15 protein-coding genes are annotated in these 18,788 nt (G+C 46.1%); 2 read left to right on the forward strand and 13 right to left on the reverse strand.

Annotated elements, in window-relative coordinates:
* Positions 1–3: 3 nt before the first annotated feature.
* From fmt to glgA, 9 genes are all read right to left on the reverse strand, one after another.
* Positions 4–930 (reverse strand): methionyl-tRNA formyltransferase, encoded by a 927-nt coding sequence (fmt, locus tag DWX57_RS04315; RefSeq protein WP_118649089.1) that lies wholly within the window; start codon positions 928–930, stop codon positions 4–6.
* Positions 931–964: 34 nt separating this feature from the next.
* Positions 965–1,432 carry a peptide deformylase gene (gene def / locus DWX57_RS04320; protein ID WP_015534815.1) on the reverse strand — a complete coding sequence of 156 codons (468 nt, stop codon included), beginning with the start codon at positions 1,430–1,432 and terminating at the stop codon, positions 965–967.
* 20 nt (positions 1,433–1,452) lie between these two features.
* The gene (gene priA / locus DWX57_RS04325; RefSeq protein ID WP_120123092.1) at positions 1,453–3,711 is read right to left on the reverse strand and encodes a replication restart helicase PriA; all 2,259 of its coding nucleotides are present in this window, start codon (positions 3,709–3,711) and stop codon (positions 1,453–1,455) included.
* The gene (locus DWX57_RS04330; protein WP_120000391.1) at positions 3,680–5,233 is read right to left on the reverse strand and encodes a UDP-N-acetylmuramoyl-L-alanyl-D-glutamate--2,6-diaminopimelate ligase; all 1,554 of its coding nucleotides are present in this window, start codon (positions 5,231–5,233) and stop codon (positions 3,680–3,682) included. The genes priA and DWX57_RS04330 overlap by 32 nt, the downstream gene beginning before the upstream one ends.
* A 137-nt stretch (positions 5,234–5,370) precedes the next feature.
* Positions 5,371–5,610: a DNA-directed RNA polymerase subunit omega gene (gene rpoZ / locus DWX57_RS04335; RefSeq protein WP_015534811.1), complete on the reverse strand. Its 240-nt coding sequence runs from the start codon at positions 5,608–5,610 to the stop codon at positions 5,371–5,373.
* 77 nt (positions 5,611–5,687) lie between these two features.
* Entirely contained in the window at positions 5,688–6,326 is a 639-nt protein-coding gene (gmk, locus tag DWX57_RS04340) for a guanylate kinase (RefSeq protein ID WP_117549074.1), read from the reverse strand.
* A gap of 27 nt (positions 6,327–6,353) precedes the next feature.
* On the reverse strand, positions 6,354–7,232 hold the full coding sequence (locus DWX57_RS04345; RefSeq protein WP_117549075.1) for a YicC/YloC family endoribonuclease: 879 nt from the start codon (positions 7,230–7,232) through the stop codon (positions 6,354–6,356).
* A gap of 95 nt (positions 7,233–7,327) precedes the next feature.
* A complete protein-coding gene (locus DWX57_RS04350) occupies positions 7,328–9,073 on the reverse strand; it encodes an Rqc2 family fibronectin-binding protein (protein ID WP_055280072.1) in 1,746 nt (581 codons plus the stop codon).
* A gap of 94 nt (positions 9,074–9,167) precedes the next feature.
* Positions 9,168–10,604 carry a glycogen synthase GlgA gene (glgA, locus tag DWX57_RS04355; RefSeq protein WP_015534807.1) on the reverse strand — a complete coding sequence of 479 codons (1,437 nt, stop codon included), beginning with the start codon at positions 10,602–10,604 and terminating at the stop codon, positions 9,168–9,170.
* Positions 10,605–10,786: 182 nt separating this feature from the next.
* Between glgA and DWX57_RS04360 the strand changes: the two genes are divergently transcribed.
* Positions 10,787–11,284, forward strand: a complete 498-nt coding sequence (locus DWX57_RS04360) for a DUF5721 family protein (RefSeq protein WP_055144706.1) — start codon at positions 10,787–10,789, stop codon at positions 11,282–11,284.
* 248 nt (positions 11,285–11,532) lie between these two features.
* Positions 11,533–13,500, forward strand: coding sequence for a molecular chaperone HtpG (gene htpG, locus DWX57_RS04365; RefSeq protein ID WP_120123093.1), 1,968 nt, complete (start codon positions 11,533–11,535; stop codon positions 13,498–13,500).
* 122 nt (positions 13,501–13,622) lie between these two features.
* On the opposite strand, the gene DWX57_RS04370 is transcribed toward htpG, so the two are convergent.
* The 4 genes from DWX57_RS04370 to DWX57_RS04385 form a co-directional block, all read right to left on the reverse strand.
* Entirely contained in the window at positions 13,623–14,495 is an 873-nt protein-coding gene (locus DWX57_RS04370; RefSeq protein WP_015534804.1) for a methionyl aminopeptidase, read from the reverse strand.
* Positions 14,496–14,608: 113 nt separating this feature from the next.
* Positions 14,609–16,714 carry an LTA synthase family protein gene (locus DWX57_RS04375; RefSeq protein WP_120123094.1) on the reverse strand — a complete coding sequence of 702 codons (2,106 nt, stop codon included), beginning with the start codon at positions 16,712–16,714 and terminating at the stop codon, positions 14,609–14,611.
* Positions 16,715–16,826: 112 nt separating this feature from the next.
* The gene (gene pyrE, locus DWX57_RS04380) at positions 16,827–17,501 is read right to left on the reverse strand and encodes an orotate phosphoribosyltransferase (RefSeq protein WP_055144715.1); all 675 of its coding nucleotides are present in this window, start codon (positions 17,499–17,501) and stop codon (positions 16,827–16,829) included.
* A 90-nt stretch (positions 17,502–17,591) separates the two neighbouring features.
* Positions 17,592–18,734, reverse strand: coding sequence for a tyrosine-type recombinase/integrase (locus DWX57_RS04385; protein WP_117549079.1), 1,143 nt, complete (start codon positions 18,732–18,734; stop codon positions 17,592–17,594).
* Between the last annotated feature and the right edge of the window lie 54 nt (positions 18,735–18,788).

The following is an 18,788-nucleotide window of genomic DNA, read 5'->3' on the forward strand; positions in this document are numbered from 1 at the left end:
TGATCAGATGTGCTCTCCGGCTGTGAGTTTATTGCCCGCAAGGAACGCCGCCGCATCCATAGGCTTCTTGCCCTCAGGCTGCAATCTTGTTATCTGGAGTGCATCCTGTCCACACGCTATGGCAAATGTCTTCTTGGTCACCATGGTTATCTCACCCGGTGCAATGCCATCCTCACGGCTCACTACCTTTGCCCCATATATCTTGACATTCTTGCCGCCTATCCTTGTGTATGCACAAGGCCATGGCTGAAGACCTCTCACAAGTCTCTCTATCTTCTCTGCCGGCTCACTGAAATCTATATCTCCCATACCCTTGTTCAACATGGAAGCGTAACAGCTCAGGCTGTCATCCTGAGGGGTCCGAACCGCAGTTCCATTCTCAAGCTTTTCAAGGGTTGACAGTATAAGCTGCGCACCGCTTGCCGCAAGCTTGTCCGTCAATGTCTCTCCAGTGTCATCGTCACCGATAGACACAATCGAATGTTCTATCATATCTCCGGTATCAAGTCCCTTTGCCATGTACATGGTGGTGACTCCGGTCTCCTTCTCGCCGTCAATGATCGCCCACTCGATAGGTGCCGCACCGCGGTACTTCGGGAGCAGCGATGCATGGATATTGACACATCCGTACTTCGGAATATTGAGTATGCTCTCAGGAAGTATCTGGCCATATGCTGCCACAACTATCACATCAGGTGCATACGCTCTGATGATGTCCACGTTCTCCTGCTCACGGAGCTTCACCGGCTGATATACCGGAATATCATATTCCATTGCCTGTACCTTCACCGGTGTCGGTTGAAGCTTTTTGCTCCTTCCCTTTGCCTTGTCCGGCTGCGTAAAGCATGCCACAACGTCATGTCCCGCTTCCACTATGGATACAAGTGCGTGCACGGCAAAATCAGGGGTTCCCATATATATAACTCTCATCTGCATGTCCTCCTTGTTATAGGTTAAGTATCTCTTAATTCTGCTCTACCTCGTGAAGGCCATCCTCGACAAGATCCTTGTAGAGCTTTCCGTCAAGATGATCAAGCTCGTGGCAGATAGCTCTCGCCAGAAGTCCCTCTCCCTCGACTGTAAACTCCTCCATATTCTCGTCAAATGCCTTGCATATTACATGCATAGGTCTTGTAACTGTTCCAAATTTTCCAGGAAGGCTGAGGCATCCCTCCTCACCTGTCTGCTCTCCGTCTGATTCTGTTATCACAGGATTTATAAGACAGAGTGGATTGTCATCGCCGACATCAATAACAACTATCCTCTTGAGGATTCCAACCTGAGGTGCGGCAAGTCCAACTCCATTTGCCTCATACATGGTATCAAACATGTCATCTATGAGTGTAAGTGTTCTGTCATCCATCTTCTCAACCGGTCTGCACACCTTTCTGAGTATGTCATCTCCGTCATATCTTATATTTCTTATCGCCATGTCCACAAATCTCCTTTTCACTAATACATATTTACCGGATTCAGGTCAAAGAATACGCTCACATCGTTCTCTCCGTTCTCCTTAAGCCATTCCTCGACATAATCCTTGACATCCACCAGCATCCTGTAATCCCGGTGTTTTATATACAACACCCGCCTGTACACATCCTTTATCTTTGATATGGCCGGTTCCGAAGGACCGATCACAGACAGATGTCCTGCATTTATATATTTTCCCCTTATAAGAGAATACATCCTATCCATTATATTGGCAAGCTGTTCTTCGTCCATGCCCGTGCCCATTATGACCATCATATTCCACTCCGGCGGATACCTCATGAGTGATCTGTACGCCTCCTCGATATCGTAGAATGCCCTGTAATTCTGGGACGCTGCCGCAGTTATGGCGTAGTTGTCCGGCTTGTAGGTCTGTATCACAACCTTTCCGGGCACATCACCCCTTCCGGCTCTTCCCGCAGCCTGGGTCAGCAGGTCAAATGTCCTCTCACCGGCTCTGTAGTCTCCGCTGAACAGTGTGAGATCCGCCAGCAGCACACCCACAAGTGTCACTCTGGAAAAGTCATGTCCCTTGACTATCATCTGGGTTCCAATGAGTATGTCCGCATCGCCTCTTCCGAAGCTCTCAAGTATCTGCTCATGAGAATTCTTCTTCGAGGTCGTATCCCTGTCCATCCTTAAAGTCCTGGCCTCCGGGAACAACCTGTGTACCTCCTGCTCGACCTTCTCGGTTCCGACTCCATAGCCTCCTATGAGCTTTGAACCGCACGCCGGACATTTGTCCGGCTCCGGCATTCTGAATCCGCAGTAGTGGCACACAAGCACGCCCTTCTGTGTATTATTTCCAGAGTGCAGTGCCATGGACACGTCACAGTGCGGACATTTCACTGCCTCTCCGCAGCTCCTGCAGGATACAAAGCTGTTATATCCCCGCTTGTTGATGAACAGTATGATCTGTTCCCGCTTGCTGAGCCTGTCCGCTATATCATTTGCAAGCTCGTCGCTTATTATGGATCTGTTGCCCCGGTGGAGTTCATCCCTGAGATCTACTATGCTTGTCTCTGCCATGGCTCTGCCCTCAACACGGCTGTCCATGATCCACAGCCTGTACTCACCCGCCAGTGCACGCTTGTAGCTCTCCACGGAAGGAGTTGCGGAACCGAGTATGACACTCGCCCCCTCAAGCCTTGCACGTTCTATGGCAGTCTCCCTTGCGTGATATTTTGGCGGGCTGTCACTCTTATAGCTGCTCTCATGCTCCTCGTCTATTATTATCAGCCCCAGCTTCTCAAATGGGGTAAACAGCGCAGACCTCGGGCCTATCACCACATCCACATCGCCCTTCCTTGCGCGCTCAAACTGATCATACTTCTCCCCGCTGCTGAGCTTTGAGTTGACCATGGTCACACGGTCACCAAAGTATCTGGAGAAATATGTCAGTGTCTGATACGTGAGTGCTATCTCAGGTATCAGCACGATCGCCTGTCTGCCCGCGCGGACGACTTCACGGATACACCTCACATACACCTCAGTCTTGCCGCTTCCCGTCACGCCATGAAGAAGATAAGTCCTGTGTATACCCTGATCTGCATCACTTACGAAATCATCGACTATCCTCTGCTGGTCACTGTTAAGCTCTATATCAGGAGCCTCAAATGCCTGCTGCCTCACCGCGTCAGACACCACATCCCGGTATCTGCTGTCCTCAACGATACGAACGACACCTTCGTCCTCCATGGCCTTAACCGCCTGATGTGACACATTCAAAGTCCCGGTGGCCTCCGTCATTGGGAGCTCATGTCTCACCATAAGCTCGCGGAGGAGCCTGAGCTTTGCCCTGGCATTCTTCTTCATATATCTGTATTCCCATGTGTCCACATCCTCGCATGAAAGGACAACATATCTGACCACCACGGACTTAACCGTTTTTTTCACCGGCATCACCGTCTGGATGGCATTTATCATGGTGGAGCCGTAGTTCTCCTTTATCCACGCCGCAAGGGCAAGGAGCCTTCCCGGAGCTGCCACGCCGTCCTCGCACAGAGAATCTATAGACTTTATCCTGCTCTCATCATATTCCGTGGAATCCGATATCCCTATGACATAGCCTTTTCTCAGATTATTTCCCTTGCCAAATGGAATGTTGACCTGACTTCCTATCTGTATCCTGCCGGCAATATCGTCAGGAATAGCATATTGAAATGTTCTGTCTATCGCCTCATGGGATATATCAATTATCACATCTGCGTACAATCCCCGCATTTTTCTCCTCCAATATCTGCCGTATCATTTCTCTCTCGTCCATTTGTGTCCTGCGTCCCTCTATATCCTGATATGTCTCATGGCCTTTGCCGGCCAGAAGGACTATATCATCCCTGTCCGAAATCTCCAGAGCGTATCTTATAGCATCCAGACGGCTGCATATCTTTACATATTCTCCTCCGCCCTCGAGAACCCCGGTCTCAATATCCGTCATTATCGCCTCCGGGGATTCAAACCTCGGGTTATCACTTGTTATGACCGTCATATCCGCCAGCCTGCCCGACACAAATCCCATGCCTTTTCTGCGCCCGGCTGATCTGTTGCCGCCGCATCCGAACAGACATATAAGCCTCTTCGGCCTGTACTGTCTGAGGGTGGTCAGTACATTTTCCAGGCTCACGGCATTGTGGGCATAATCGATGAATATCCTTGCGTATCCCGGAATCTCCACCGGCTCGAGTCTGCCCCTCACCTTCATATCCGACTGCGAATCCTGCATTACCTCCATCGGTATCCCGATGATCCCGCAAGTGGTTACCGCAGCAAGAGAATTGTACACATTGAACTCTCCCGGTATGCCAACAGTCATGTAAGTGCTCTCCCCGTCCGTTCTCTCACACTCATAGCCTATCCCCATAACTCTATGGAGAATGAGCCTGTGTATCGCTCCCGCCATACACACATTGCCATCCCCGGCTGCAGTGTGATTCCTCACACCATAATATACCACTTCAGCCCCTGCATTCACAGCCTCGGCAGCAATACACCCAGAATACATGTCATCTGCATTTATCACCGCAGTCTTACACTTTGAGAACAGGCTTCTCTTCCATCTCCCATACTCGGCAAATGTGCGGTGTTCATTCCGCCCAATGTGATCCGGAGCAAGATTTGTATATACGCATATATCAAATTCTATCCCTGACACACGGCCGTGCATAAGCCCCTGTGACGATACCTCCATGACGCAGTATTCCGCACCATTTGCCACCATGTCTGCAAGCTTGCGATGGAGATATATCGTTCCCGGAGTGGTGTTCACAGATGGTATCTTCCGGATACAGTCATCGATCTCTATGGTTCCCACAAGACCGGTTCTACGCCCCCATCTGTCCAGCATAGACTTTATCATACATGCGACCGTGGTCTTTCCCTTTGTCCCGGTCACACCTATAACCTTCATACTTCGTGACGGAAAATTCCAGAAATTATTACATATCATTCCTATACCGTGGCGATAGTCATACAGTCTCACGATCAGTACACAATCGGTATCCCCCCAGCGTCCGGCTGACCGCTCCGCAGGTATGCCGATATCATCTGTCATGACTATACACGCTGCGCCCCTTGCCACGGCATCATCTATATAGCGATGTCCATCTGTTCTCGCACCTCTCCGGCACACAAAAAGAGTTCCCTGTGTGACATCTCTGGAATCATCTGCCAGATCCGTAATCTGACAGTCAATGTCCCCTGCCAGGATCTCATAGACCGTGCCTTTTAGAACATCTGACGCCCTCATGATACACCTCCCGTCGACATATTCCTGTTTATTTAGAATATGCCACATCCGGCACAGTTGTGTATCAGAAAAATAGGAGGCTGTGCTAAAAGCTCCAACCTCCATTCTTCTCACTTACCGCTATATATTCCGGTCTGTTAATCCTCGTCTGCTCCGACGATCTTTACCTTTCCATGGTAAACTTCATCTACAGCGATGGATAATGGCTTCTTCTTTGGGTCTGCTGCCACCATAGGCTCCTGGCCATCAATGATCTCTCTTGCTCTCTTTGCTGTTGCAAGAACGATTGAATATCTGCTGTTTACTACAGGCTGCTCACCTGGCTCAACCTCTGCATTTACTACTGACATTAAGTCTGTGTATGATGGATGTAACATGATATTATATCCCCTTTCTTATATGATTATTGAAATATTCTTCTAAACTGCTGTCCACTGTTATCCAGTCTAATTTATCAGAGTTTCTTTATCTCTGCAAGCTCTTCTTTTATTCCGGCTATATATCCAAGCTGATTATCTCTTCTGCAGCCATAGCTTCTGATGACTGAATCCACGGTGTGTATACACTCGTCCAGATCATCGTTGACTATGATGTAGTCGTACTTGTCCATGTCCTCAGCTTCCTCTGTGGCCTTTCGGAGTCTCTTGATTATGGTCTCCTCCGACTCTGTTCCTCTTCCTGCCAGTCTGCTCTTAAGCTCGCTTATGCTTGGAGCTGATATAAATATGAGAAGCGCATCAGGGAACTGCTTCTTGACATTGAGTGCACCCATGACCTCTATCTCGAGTATGACGTCCTTGCCATCAGCAAGCTTCTCCTCAACATACTTCTTTGGAGTTCCATAATAATTCTCTACATACTGTGTCCACTCGATAAATCCGCCGTAGTCAATGAGATTCTCAAAATCCTTGCGATCCATGAAATAATACTCTCTTCCATCGACCTCACCCTCTCTCGGTGATCTTGTCGTCGCCGACACTGAAAGGTTATATCCAAAATCCGACACAAGTCTCTTGACAACTGTGCCCTTTCCAACTCCTGAAAAACCGGATATGACTATGAGCGATCCACGCTTTGTACTCTTATCTGCCATCATCATTACCTCTAAAAATTATGTATTCTATTCCAGATTCTGTATCTGCTCTCTGACCTTCTCTATGTCAGTCTTGAGCTGTATCGCCTTGTCTGACACATCAAGTGAATTGGCCTTTGAAAGTATCGTGTTCGCCTCTCTGTTCATCTCCTGTGCGATGAAATCCAGCTTCCTGCCGACGCTTCCGCCATCCTCCAGAATCTTCTTCGTGCTGCTGATATGGCTCTTAAGCCTTACAGTCTCCTCGTCCACACATATCTTGTCCGCATATATAACGACCTCTGTGGCGATCCTGTTCTCATCTATAACAGGATTGTCAAGAACCTCTGTGATCTTGTCCGTGAGCTTGCGTCTGTACTCCTCCACAAGTTCAGGTGATATCTCCTCTATATAATCAACGGCAGCTCTCATTCCGTCAAGCTTGTCGATCATGTCCTTCTTAAGGTTCTCTCCCTCTGTTATCCTCGACTGCACGAACACCTTCGCAGCCTCGTCAAGGGATGTCTCTATTATCTTCCACAGCTCATCCTGGTCAACCGCCTGCTCCTCAACCGTGAACACGTCAGGGAAGCCTCCAAGCTGTGCAGGTGTTATGCTGTTCTCAATTCCAAAATCCTTGGACATCTCCTCGAAATATCCCATGTACTTCTCGGCAACGTCCTTGTTGTACTTCAGCTTGACATTGTCATCCGAGAAATCCTCGTATGTGATGAACACGTCAACCTTTCCTCTCTCAATATATTTTTTGAGATATGTTCTTATGTTTGTCTCAAAGAAGCTTATCTTCTTTGGGAGCTTTATATTGATGTCGCAGAATCTGTGATTGACTGACTTCATCTCTACAACTATCTTGTATGCATCAGTCACCCTCTCGCTGCGGCCAAATCCTGTCATGCTTTTTACCATATCTGTCTCCTAATATTCCCAGGTTATATGTTGTTTTCAATTACCTGATAACAGATAATATATTATACTTCACACCTGTTTAAAAATCAAATTATTTATTGTACTTCCTCTATTCCCGCAATCCTCGGCTCTGCGATCATCGAGTAATTCGTATGATATATTACAAATCCAGGCTTTGCCCCCGCAGGCTTTTTGATATTTCTGCGCTCGGTATAGTCTATCTCCACCTTCGGTGCCGTCCTTCCAGACGAATAATACGCTGCAAGTCTTGCCGCCTCCTCATATGTAGAATCAGGAAGTTCTCCCGCACCCTCAAGTCTCACGATGACATGGGAACCCGGCATCTTCTTAGCATGGAACCACATATCCCCACCATTTGCGAATTTAAATGTGAGCTCATCGTTCTGGATATTATTCTTGCCCACATACATATGGAATCCATCGCTGGATATGTAGTGCAGCGGTTTTGACTTTGCCTTTTTCCTGTCGCCCTTGCGTCCGTAATGTCCCTTTACATATCCGCAGGCTACGAGCTCCTCCTTGACCTGTGCCAGTGAATTCTCATCTATCGCCATATCAAGGAACGTCTGTACCGACTGAAGATGCTCCAGCTCACTCTTCGTCTCGACAGTGAGCTGTGTAAGTGCCTCATAAGTCCTCTTGAGCTTGTTGTATCTCGCAAAATATCTCTTGGAGTTATCCATAACAGATATGGTCTTGTCAAGCGGGATCTTTATCATCTCGTTAGTATAGTAGTTGAGAGCCTCAAAACTGTCCGCTCCCTGTTCTATATTGTAACCATATGTGTTGATCAGTTCTCCGTACACACGGTACTTTTCCCTGGATTCAGTGTCCTTTAACTGAGCGAGCTGCAGGTCGTACTTCTTGCTCGTTCTCTCAATGGCATTCGAGACGATCTTTCTGAGATCCGATGACTTCTGTCTTATCCTTGTGACCGCACTCTTTCTGTAGAAATACTCATCAAGCACCTTTGAAATGTCATCCCTTGATTCTATGGTCTTGTCGCTGTACATCGACAGATGCACCGACGAGAACTCCACTGGAGTGTAACCGTCCAGTATGATCTCAGGAGTATAGTCCCCGTTCCTTATATCAGATACTATCCCGGCAAATTCATCATAAAGCCTTGCGACATCCGCCTCGCTCATGCTGTCCACAGGCATGTTGCCGTCAAGTCCTGCCCTGTAGGTTATCTCACTCGCCACAACCGGTGAAAATCCGGTTATGTTCTGGTATATCGCCTTTATGATATTCGTAGGGCTCGAGCTCACACGCTCTATGAAGTCCCCGCGCTCTATCTCAAGCGGGGATACCTTTCCTCCCGCCGGAGGATACTCATAAGTCCTGCCCGGAAGAACCTCCCTCACTGAGCTCACCATATGGGATATATGCTTTATGCTGTCGATGATGACATTCTCATCCGTGGCAAATATGATATTGCTGTGCTTACCCATGATCTCTATGATGAGTTTCTTTCTCTTTAGATCTCCAAGCTCGTCCAGATGCTCGATGACCATGACAACTATTCTCTCAAAGCCCGGCTGATACACATCAACTATCCTTCCGTTGTTGATATGCTTCCTGAGGAGCATACAGAAATTCGGCGCTGTCATAGGATTCTCCTTGGCGGACTGCTGAAAGTATATAAGCGGGAGGCTTGCATCCGCAGACATGAGCAACCTGTAATTCTCCCTGTTATTCTTTATTACTATGTTGAGCTCGTCCTTCTCCGGCTGATATATCTTATATATCCTTCCGTCGATGAGTTTCTCCTTCATGTCTCTTACCACATTGGATATCACTATTCCGTCAAACGCCATATCTGTCTCTCCTATATCCCTGAAAAAAGGCAGAAAATGCAAATTCATTCTCTGCCTCTTCCATATCTACTACCACATTACTGCTATCCTGATCCTACAGTGAATTGTAGAGATCCTTATATATATTCGCTGAGTTATACCATGAGTAATCCTGTCTCATGCCACGCTCCTGGATTCCATACCATGCCTCTTTGTTGTTATAGTACACTTCCTTTGCATAGTTTATGGCATTGAGGAGCTCATATGCATCATAATTAGCAAATGAGAATCCTGTTCCTGTACCCTCGAACTGATTATAAGCCTCAACAGTATCTGCAAGACCACCTGTCTCTCTTACTACTGGAACTGTGCCATATCTGAGTGCCATGAGCTGTGTGAGTCCACATGGCTCAAATCTTGAAGGCACGAGCATCACATCGCAGCCTGCATACATCTTATGAGATCTCTCATCTGAATAATAGATGTTCGCTGATACCTTTGCAGGATGTATTCCCTGATAATACTTGAACATGTTCTCGTACTTGCCGTCACCGGTTCCGAGGACGATGAACTGTACTCCGTCACAGCATATATCGTTCATGATCCTGTCAACCAGATCAAGACCCTTCTGGTCTGTGAGTCTGGATATGATTCCTATTACAAACTGATTCTCATCCTGAGGAAGTCCACATTCCTTCTGCAGTTCGATCTTGTTGATCTTCTTGAGCTGTCTGAAGTTATCCACGCTGTAGTTCTTATATACCTGAGGATCTGTTGCAGGATTCCATACCTCGTAATCTATACCGTTGACAATGCCCCAGAGTGACTGCCATCTGGCACTTAAGAGCCCGTCAAGTCCCTCTCCATAATATGGAGTCTGTATCTCCTTGGCATATGTGTTACTTACCGTTGTTATCTTATCTGCATATACAAGTCCGCCCTTAAGCATGGAAGCATCCTTCTGGATCTCCAGCTTGTCCGGTGTAAATACATAATCAGGGAGTCCTGAATACTCCTGAATGGTCTTTATATCCCACTTGCCCTGGAACTGGAGATTATGAATAGTCATAACAGACTTCATGCTTGTATAGAACATATCTCCTGCAAACAGAGTCTTGAGATATACAGGCACAAGTCCTGCCTGCCAGTCATGACAGTGAAGTATATCCGGCTGGAAACCGATCGATGGAAGGATCGAAAGCGCTGCCTTTGAGAAATAACAGAACTTCTCGATATCCCACTTTACATCACCATAAGGTGTAAATCCGTTAAAGTAATACTCGTTATCTATGAAATATACCTTGACACCCTCATACTCCAGATACATAACGCCAACATAATCATTCTTGTAACCGATGTCCATATAAAAATGCGTTATATACTGCATCTTCTCCCTGTACTTGTTCGGAATACAGAGATAATTCGGCATGATGACTCTCACATCATACTCGTTCTTATCAAATATCTTTGGCAGTGTTCCAACTACATCCGCAAGACCACCCGTCTTTATAAATGGCACACACTCTGATGCTATATATGCAACCTTCTTCATCAAATAAACCCTCCATAACATTTAGACATTAAATCCTTGTACATTATATCACACGGGTATCCATAATTCAATAAATCAGTGTATCTATATTGTTGCATTTGCCACATTCCGCTGATATACTTTTAGCATGCAGCCGCACGCAGATACGGCTGGATCACAATCCAGAAAACAGGAGATTTTCAATGTTAGACATCACCATCACCGAGACCAGGGACTTCGTGAAGAAGCTTCTGATGGACAATACATTTGACCGTTTTCTCGCCATGGAGGCATTTGTAAAAAGCGGGATAACATACAGCTTTGACGGAAGGGTAAACAAGGATTTCTATGACAAGGAGGAGCTGGAGCTCATGGCTTCCACATCCTACGCCTCATGGGAGTCCATAAAACCACATGTATATAATGTTATAAGAGGAAAGAAGCTGCCACTGAGCTTCAAGATAGTGCTCGTGCTCTCCCAGCCGGACATCATGGATATGCTTGAGAAGAACCATCTCACCATACCGGTATCCGATGTGGCAAATCTCACCTTGAACGTCTACTATGACGGCATGAGCATACAACTCACATCCATGGCGACCCAGAACATATTCACCATGGATAAGACCCTTGAGCATGTGTGGGATGCGGAGATCAGGGATTTCCTGAAGACTGCCGGAATATATTTCACCGAAAGCTGATTTTTTTAAGAAATTTAATATGATTTTTGAAGATCCGGCACCTCATCTGATGCCGGATTTTTTACGCACCACTCTGTTAGCACTCATTTTGTCTGAGTGCTAATTTTTTCTTGACTTTAGTTACCAGCTGATTTATCATATCTTTTAGCCTGATGTGTCAGTGTACATTTCTATTAAGATTGAACACAGATCGGGGATGACACATCTTTCATTGAAAACCATTATATTTTAAGGAGATGTATACAATTATGAAGAATGGAAATTTATCGATCAACAGTGAAAACATTTTCCCTGTCATCAAGAAGTGGCTGTATTCAGACCACGATATATTTGTCAGGGAGCTTATATCAAACGGCTGTGATGCCGTGACAAAGCTTAAGAAGCTGTCTCTCATGGGCGAATTTGACGAGCCGGATGAGCCATATCGTATAGATGTGACCACAAGTGCCAACGACAAGACCATCACATTTACCGATAACGGTATCGGTATGACTGAGGAGGAGGTTGAGAAATATATCAACCAGATCGCTTTCTCAGGAGCCGAGGCATTCCTTGAGCAGTACAAGGACAAGGCAACAGAGGAACAGATCATCGGGCACTTCGGACTGGGCTTCTACTCCGCATTCATGGTTGCCGACAAGGTCACCATCGAGACAAAGTCATACAAGGACGGCGAGGACGCTGTATACTGGGAGTGCGAGGACGGCCTTGAATACTCCATGAAGAAGTGCATTAAGGCTGACCGAGGTACTACCATCACCCTTTATCTGAACGAGGACAGCTATGAATTTGCAAATGAATACAGGATCAAGGAGGTCATCGACAAGTATTGTTCGTTCATGCCTGTTGAGATCTACTACACCAACGCAGACGAGCCACAGGAAGATCCTAAGGATGCTACTGTAGACGTGGATGCAAAGGAAGTCAGCGACACAGCAGATAATGCTGAGGGCAGCACTGACAGCAAAGGCCCAGACGCAGACGATATAAAGACCGAGGAGAAGAAGCCTGAAGCTCCTAAGCCACTCAACACCACTACCCCACTGTGGGCAAAGCATCCAAACGACTGCACCGACGAGGAATACAAGGAGTTCTACAGAAAGGTATTCCACGACTACAAGGAGCCTCTGTTCTGGATACACCTGAACATGGACTACCCATTCAACCTGAAAGGTATCCTGTACTTCCCTAAGATCAATACACAGTATGACAACCTTGAGGGAACGATCAAGCTGTACAACAACCAGGTATTCGTCGCCGACAATATCAAGGAAGTAATTCCTGAGTTCCTCATGCTCTTAAAGGGATGTATCGACTGTCCTGATCTCCCACTGAACGTATCACGTAGTGCGCTTCAGAATGACGGATTTGTCAAAAAGATCTCAGACTACATCACCAAGAAGGTTGCAGACAAGCTGTCCGGCATGTACAAGACACACAGAGAGGACTACGAGAAGTACTGGGATGACATCAACCCATTTATCAAGTTTGGTTGTCTGAAGGATCTCAAGTTCCTCGACAAGATGAAGGACTTCTGCATCTACAAGAACCTCGAGGGCAAATATATAACTCTCCCTGAGTATCTTGAGGCAGGAAAAGAAAAGTACGAGAACAAGGTATTCTATGTAACCGACGAGCAGGCTCAGTCACAGTACATCAACATGTTCAAGGCTGAGGGCATGGACGCTCTGATCATGACACAGACCATAGACAGCCCATTCATCACTCTGCTTGAGCAGAAGAACGAGAATGTTCACTTCTACAGAATAGACGCTGAGCTCTCTGACAACTTTGTCGGCGAGGAGCTCTCAGAGGAGACTGCAAAGGAATACAAGGATAAGCTCACAGCTACATTTGAGAAGGCTCTCGACATGAAGAACCTGAATGTAAAGGTTGAATCCCTGAAGAACGAGAACACATCTTCTATCCTCACCCAGCCTGAGGAGACAAGACGTATGCAGGAAATGATGAAGATGTACGGCATGGCCGGTATGGATCCATCAATGTTCGGTCAGGGCGAGGGCGAGACACTCATCCTGAACAGCAACAACAAGCTTGTTAAATACGTTCTGGACAACCCTGACAGCGACAACACAGCTACGATCTGCTGTCAGTTATATGATCTGGCCGTACTTGCCAACCGTCCACTGTCAGCAGAGGCAATGACCAAGTTCATCGCAAGAAGCAACGAGATCCTTGGAATACTTACAAAGTAATATAATCTGTCTGCCGGTTTACGGCAGCAGATCCTAATGGATAACTAACACAACAAAAAGCAGCAGCCCGATATGTCTTTGATAGCATATCAGGCTGCTGCTCTTTTATTCTATTCCACTCCCTAGTGGGCAAGTATCTCCACTCCATGTTCTGTCATAACCAGTGTGTACTCCCACTGTGCCGATGGTGAGCCATCCTCCGTGTAGATAGTCCAGCCGTCATCTGCATCCTGATATACATCAGGGCCGCCCATGTTGATCATAGGCTCAATGGTGAACACCATTCCCGGAGCAAGCACATAATCCTTGCCAGGCTGTCCTATATGACTTACATAAGGCTCCTCATGAATTGCAAGACCTACTCCATGGCCGCCTATCTCACGGACAACCGAATAGCCCTGCTCCTGTGCAAATTTGTTGATGGCATATCCTATATCTCCTATGGTCACATATGGCTTGCTGCACACCTCAACACCTATATCAAGAGCCTTCTTTGTATCCTCTACAAGCTTCTTCCATGCGGGATCAACATTTCCCAGCATGAACATTCTTGATGAGTCTCCGAAATATCCCTTGTACTCTGTTGTACAGTCGATATTAACTATATCTCCATCCTGGAGAATAATGTCATCACTTGGAATGCCGTGGCATACCACATCATTTACCGATATACACACACTCTTAGGATATCCCTCATATCCAAGACATGCAGGAATAGCGTCTATGGACTTTGTATAGTTATAGATAAGGTCATCCAGCTCTCTGGTAGACACTCCTATCTTGACAAATGGAGTTATGTAGTCGAGCACAGATGTGTTGACCTTTGAAGCCTCCCTGATTCCCTCGATCTGCTCTGCGTTCTTGATCATCGCATGTGTAGGGATCTTGAATCCTCTGTTCTTCATATCCTCAAGCTTATCGTCAAGAGCCAGGTGACAGGTCTTGTATTTCTTACCACTTCCGCACCAGCACATATCATTTCTACCAAGTTTCATAATTAACCTCTTTCTTTATTGCATAATATTTTCATTACATACCTATGGTATTAGCCACAAATACTATAATACGTTTTTGAGAATAATTCCACATTTTAATATGATAAATATTGTCAATTATCCTCGTCTATCCCCAGGTACCTGGCAACATATGTATAATACCCCGACTCTGTTATGTTGTCAGTTGCTGTAAATTTATCCGCGACATATAGCTGCATCGCACTGAAACTGTCATCCGATACCTCCGCACCCGTGTGGGATGTCAGCGTGTCCGTGACTGCGTTATATTCAAATGCATCCGTTATAAAGCTTCTGTCCGGGAACAGCACCAGTCCTGTACTGTCTGACAGGATATCCCTTCCTATGATGAGCCTCGAATCATAATCCACTCCCATGACATTGAGCATGGTCGGCAGGATATCTATACTGCTGCACACCTTGTCAACTCTCACCGGCTTCTCCATCGACGCCGACCATATGACAAGTCTGCTCCTGTACGCCTCAAGACTGTTTCCAAAGTTCTCCCCTGCCAGTTCGTCCACAACGTCCATATTGTCATACGGTACATGATCCCCCGCCAGGACGATAACAGTATTGTCCAGCAACCCCTTCTTCTCAAGTCTCTTCATCATATATTCAAGCATCTTTTCCATTTCGTACTGGGATGCCAGATATGCCTTTGTCGTATCCAGGACATAGTTAAGGTCACTGACCACAGCCTTGTTCTTCTCCGCCATGGCATTTGCCGCACCGTATCCATATGGCACATGACCGCTGACCGTCAGGTAGTACAGGTGGAACGGCTGCGTCTCTGTATACTTGTCAAATGTCTCCTCCATCATGACAAGATCCGACTGAGGCCACATGTCCTGCCCGTTCTCGTCAGTCTGGTACTCAAGCCCATTACCGCTGGCTATCCACTCGTATCCCAGCGCCGGATGGGTGATATTCCTGTCATAATATGTATAGTCGTTGTCATGGAATCCGTAACAGCTATAACCGAGTCTCTTGAGCGTATTCGCCATGGAAAACAGCATGCCATTCTCATTGTCGGCAGCCCTGCACATACTGAGGTATGAACCGTTCTTAGTCGGGCTTCCCATCAGGTTTGCATACTCTCCGCCTGATGTTGAACCGTACCATAGCGGCTGATAGTAATTTTCAAAGACAAAGCCCTCGTCCGCAAGTTTTGACAGTGTAGGGAACAGACCGGAATCAAGCGCATAGCCTGAGAACCCCTCCGCAGTTATCCATATGACATTATAGCCCTCGAACATACCTGTATATTCATTCTTATTTGTCGGGGGTATATTTGCAAAATATTCGCTGAGCGATGAAACCGCATCATTTCCCGCAAGGTCATTTATGGCATCAAAATCCAGATCCAGGACATTCGGGGATGTGTCGATCACAACCTCCTCTGTGGTCGCTTCCGCGACATCCACCGTCTCGGTGGTAATCTCCTGCATCGTTGTGCTCTCTGTGGAGGCAAGTGAGTCGATATCGACCTCACCACCCGAGGCAAAGTTTATCCTGCTCTGTGCTGAGCTCTTGCCTGCGATACCCTCTCTGACATCCACCACAAAACTCTCCATGACGCCGAGCTTTTCAACAGAGAGATCAACCGATGTATATTCCTTGTATAAATTGTACGGACTGTACACATCCGAGGCCACAGCCCACATCACAAACAGTGTTGTGGCATACACCAGAGCTGTTCCGGCGGCACCTATGAGGTTCACCCACCACCTTCTCCTGTCAAATGCCATAAATGTCCATATGCACACGATCATTATGAGCACCGGGACAGCCAGAAGAATAACGTCCACTATCTGTGCCTTTATATTGGATATGACCGTGTCCGCATTGTCCACAGCCTGATTTCCGAATTTTATGGTTCCAATAACAGACAGATAGTTGTTGAAGACCGAATGATATACGTACTGGGCGATGAAGATCACACCCGTAAACAACGTGAACAGCGTTGCAAGTATCTTATTGATGACCGGCGGAAAAAATCCTGTCAGCACGCTGAACACGCCTCCAACCACCACCGCAAATGCTATTATAGCGGCTATGTTCCCATCATCCAGGCTGAAATTCATGCCGTGAAACAGCAATTCATAATACAAGATCAACACAGTGAACAGTATCCACCCCGACCATTTTCTGAAATATTCTCTTACATCCCCAAACATCGCCTTAAAAAACTTTATCATACGTTGGAATCTCCCATATAAACAAAAAAAATAAAGATATGGCCCTTAACTCCATATCTTTATTTTATATAATATTTTAAGACTTTTTACAATATTTTAAGATATATTATATCTACTTTACACCGTACTGATCATAGTAAGCGTCGATAGCGGCCTTAAGGGTGTCATCTATGATAACTCTTCCCTTATACTCTCTGTTGTAAAGATGCTCCACTACCTCTGCCATTGTTACGATAGCTGTTGTCTTGATTCCGTAGTTCTCCTCGATCTCTGTCAGCGCACTCTTCTCGCCCTGGCCTCTCTCCATTCTGTCTACTGAAACCACAAGACCCATGACATCCACGTCGCCCTGTGCCTTGATGATAGGAAGTGTCTCCTGAATAGATGTTCCGGCTGTTGTGACATCCTCGATGATGACAACCTTATCGCCATCCTCTATAGGACTTCCAAGGAGTATTCCCTTGTCGCCGTGATCCTTTACCTCTTTTCTGTTTGAGCAATACTTGATGTCCTCATCGTACATCTCTGCTATGGACATAGTTGTCGCAACTGTGAGAGGTATTCCCTTGTATGCAGGACCAAATAACACATCAAAATCCAGACCAAACTCTGCATTTATAGCCTCAGCATAATACTCGCCAAGTCTCTTGAGCTGGGCACCTGTTCTGTAAAAGCCTGTATTGACAAAAAATGGTGTCTTTCTTCCACTCTTTGTAACGAAATCTCCAAACTTGAGTACGTTACAGTCAATCATAAATTCGATAAATTCCTGCTTATATGCTTCCATTTTAATAAAACCTCCTGTATTTACAGGGGTTCCGGGGAACCCCTTATTCTCAAAATAGCCTTACTACACACTTACTACACACTTTTGAGCTTACACAGCCTTTTCCATCTTCATCATCTCTGTAAACAGTGTATCCTCTGTCACATGACAATACAAATCCATTGTCATCTGCAAGGAGCCATGTCCGAGAATCTTCTGTAATGTCTTTGGCTGCATTCCGTTCTCAATTGCTCTGGTTGCAAAAGTATGTCTTAAGCAATGTGGTGAAAACATCTCATAGTCAGGATGCTCTTTTCGAATCCGGTTTACAATGGCACCGATTGCCTCCTGCACTATGAACTGTTGTGTAGGTCTGTTGTTTTTCGTAACAAACACCAAGTCCCTGTACTGTTCCTCTGTTTCGATTCCCTTAAAGAGAATCTTCTGTTTTTGAATGCGCTGTCGTTTCAATGCCTCCAACGCCCTCGTGGTTAATGGAATCGTTCGTCTTCCATTCTTGGTCTTTGCATCATGCATCTCAAAAATGTACTTACCATCTTTTTGAAAATAGCACAATGTGTGACGCACATACAGTACCTTCTTGTCAAAATCAATGTCCTTCCACTGAACACCACAAAGCTCTCCAATACGCATTCCGGTTTCTATGGCAAGCACAAACAGATTATAGTAGAAACTACTCTGTGCCTCACCTAAAAACAACTCTGCTTCACTTACTGTCAGTACACGTCTTTCCTTCTTATCTTCCTTGGAAATCACCGTGTTTAATTGCTTTGCAACATTTTTTGTAAGTAAATCAGAGTCGATTGCTTTTTCCAGCATATCCACCAGAATCTTTTTCGTGTTCTTTCTGGCATTATCAGAAACAAGCTCATTGAGTGCATTCTGCATGATAATCAGGTTCAATGATGTCAGCTTACGCCACCCAAGCTCCTTCTGTATCCGCTTATAATGTGTGGCATAGGATTCCCTAGTGGAATTCCTGCAATTCTTCTTACAGGTATTCATCCAAATCTCATACCACTCATCAAGGGTTACATCCTTGGTGACAACATTCAGTGCCTTCTCATCCTCATACTGTTCCTCACGCATCCTTTTACGAAGTTCATTCAGATTGCTTGCGTATATGGTCTGCGTCTTGCCGAAACGATTCACAAATCGTCCCTGATAAAGTCCATCACTCTTTCTCTGTGTAATGCCTTTACCAAGTTCTTTACCTTTTATGGATTTACCCATATCTGCCTCCTTCCAGCGTGTATATACGTTGAAAGGAACCATCAGTCCACCCAA

Origin of the sequence: Coprococcus sp. AF19-8AC (genome assembly GCF_003603115.1) — a bacterium.
In the GTDB taxonomy this organism is placed as follows: domain Bacteria; phylum Bacillota; class Clostridia; order Lachnospirales; family Lachnospiraceae; genus Coprococcus; species Coprococcus aceti.

Excerpts from the sequence above, each read along its gene's own strand:
- glgA (WP_015534807.1), bottom strand. The coding sequence starts at position 10,604 with ATGAAGAAGGTTGCATATATAGCATCAGAGTGTGTGCCATTTATAAAG.
- DWX57_RS04370 (WP_015534804.1), bottom strand. The coding sequence starts at position 14,495 with ATGAAACTTGGTAGAAATGATATGTGCTGGTGCGGAAGTGGTAAGAAA.
- htpG (WP_120123093.1), top strand. The coding sequence starts at position 11,533 with ATGAAGAATGGAAATTTATCGATCAACAGTGAAAACATTTTCCCTGTC.
- def (WP_015534815.1), bottom strand. The coding sequence starts at position 1,432 with ATGGCGATAAGAAATATAAGATATGACGGAGATGACATACTCAGAAAG.
- DWX57_RS04360 (WP_055144706.1), top strand. The coding sequence starts at position 10,787 with ATGTTAGACATCACCATCACCGAGACCAGGGACTTCGTGAAGAAGCTT.
- DWX57_RS04350 (WP_055280072.1), bottom strand. The coding sequence starts at position 9,073 with ATGGCGTTTGACGGAATAGTGATATCCAATGTGGTAAGAGACATGAAG.
- pyrE (WP_055144715.1), bottom strand. The coding sequence starts at position 17,501 with ATGGAAGCATATAAGCAGGAATTTATCGAATTTATGATTGACTGTAAC.
- fmt (WP_118649089.1), bottom strand. The coding sequence starts at position 930 with ATGAGAGTTATATATATGGGAACCCCTGATTTTGCCGTGCACGCACTT.
- DWX57_RS04385 (WP_117549079.1), bottom strand. The coding sequence starts at position 18,734 with ATGGGTAAATCCATAAAAGGTAAAGAACTTGGTAAAGGCATTACACAG.
- gmk (WP_117549074.1), bottom strand. The coding sequence starts at position 6,326 with ATGGCAGATAAGAGTACAAAGCGTGGATCGCTCATAGTCATATCCGGT.
- priA (WP_120123092.1), bottom strand. The coding sequence starts at position 3,711 with ATGCGGGGATTGTACGCAGATGTGATAATTGATATATCCCATGAGGCG.
- DWX57_RS04345 (WP_117549075.1), bottom strand. The coding sequence starts at position 7,232 with ATGGTAAAAAGCATGACAGGATTTGGCCGCAGCGAGAGGGTGACTGAT.
- rpoZ (WP_015534811.1), bottom strand. The coding sequence starts at position 5,610 with ATGTTACATCCATCATACACAGACTTAATGTCAGTAGTAAATGCAGAG.
- DWX57_RS04330 (WP_120000391.1), bottom strand. The coding sequence starts at position 5,233 with ATGAGGGCGTCAGATGTTCTAAAAGGCACGGTCTATGAGATCCTGGCA.
- DWX57_RS04375 (WP_120123094.1), bottom strand. The coding sequence starts at position 16,714 with ATGATAAAGTTTTTTAAGGCGATGTTTGGGGATGTAAGAGAATATTTC.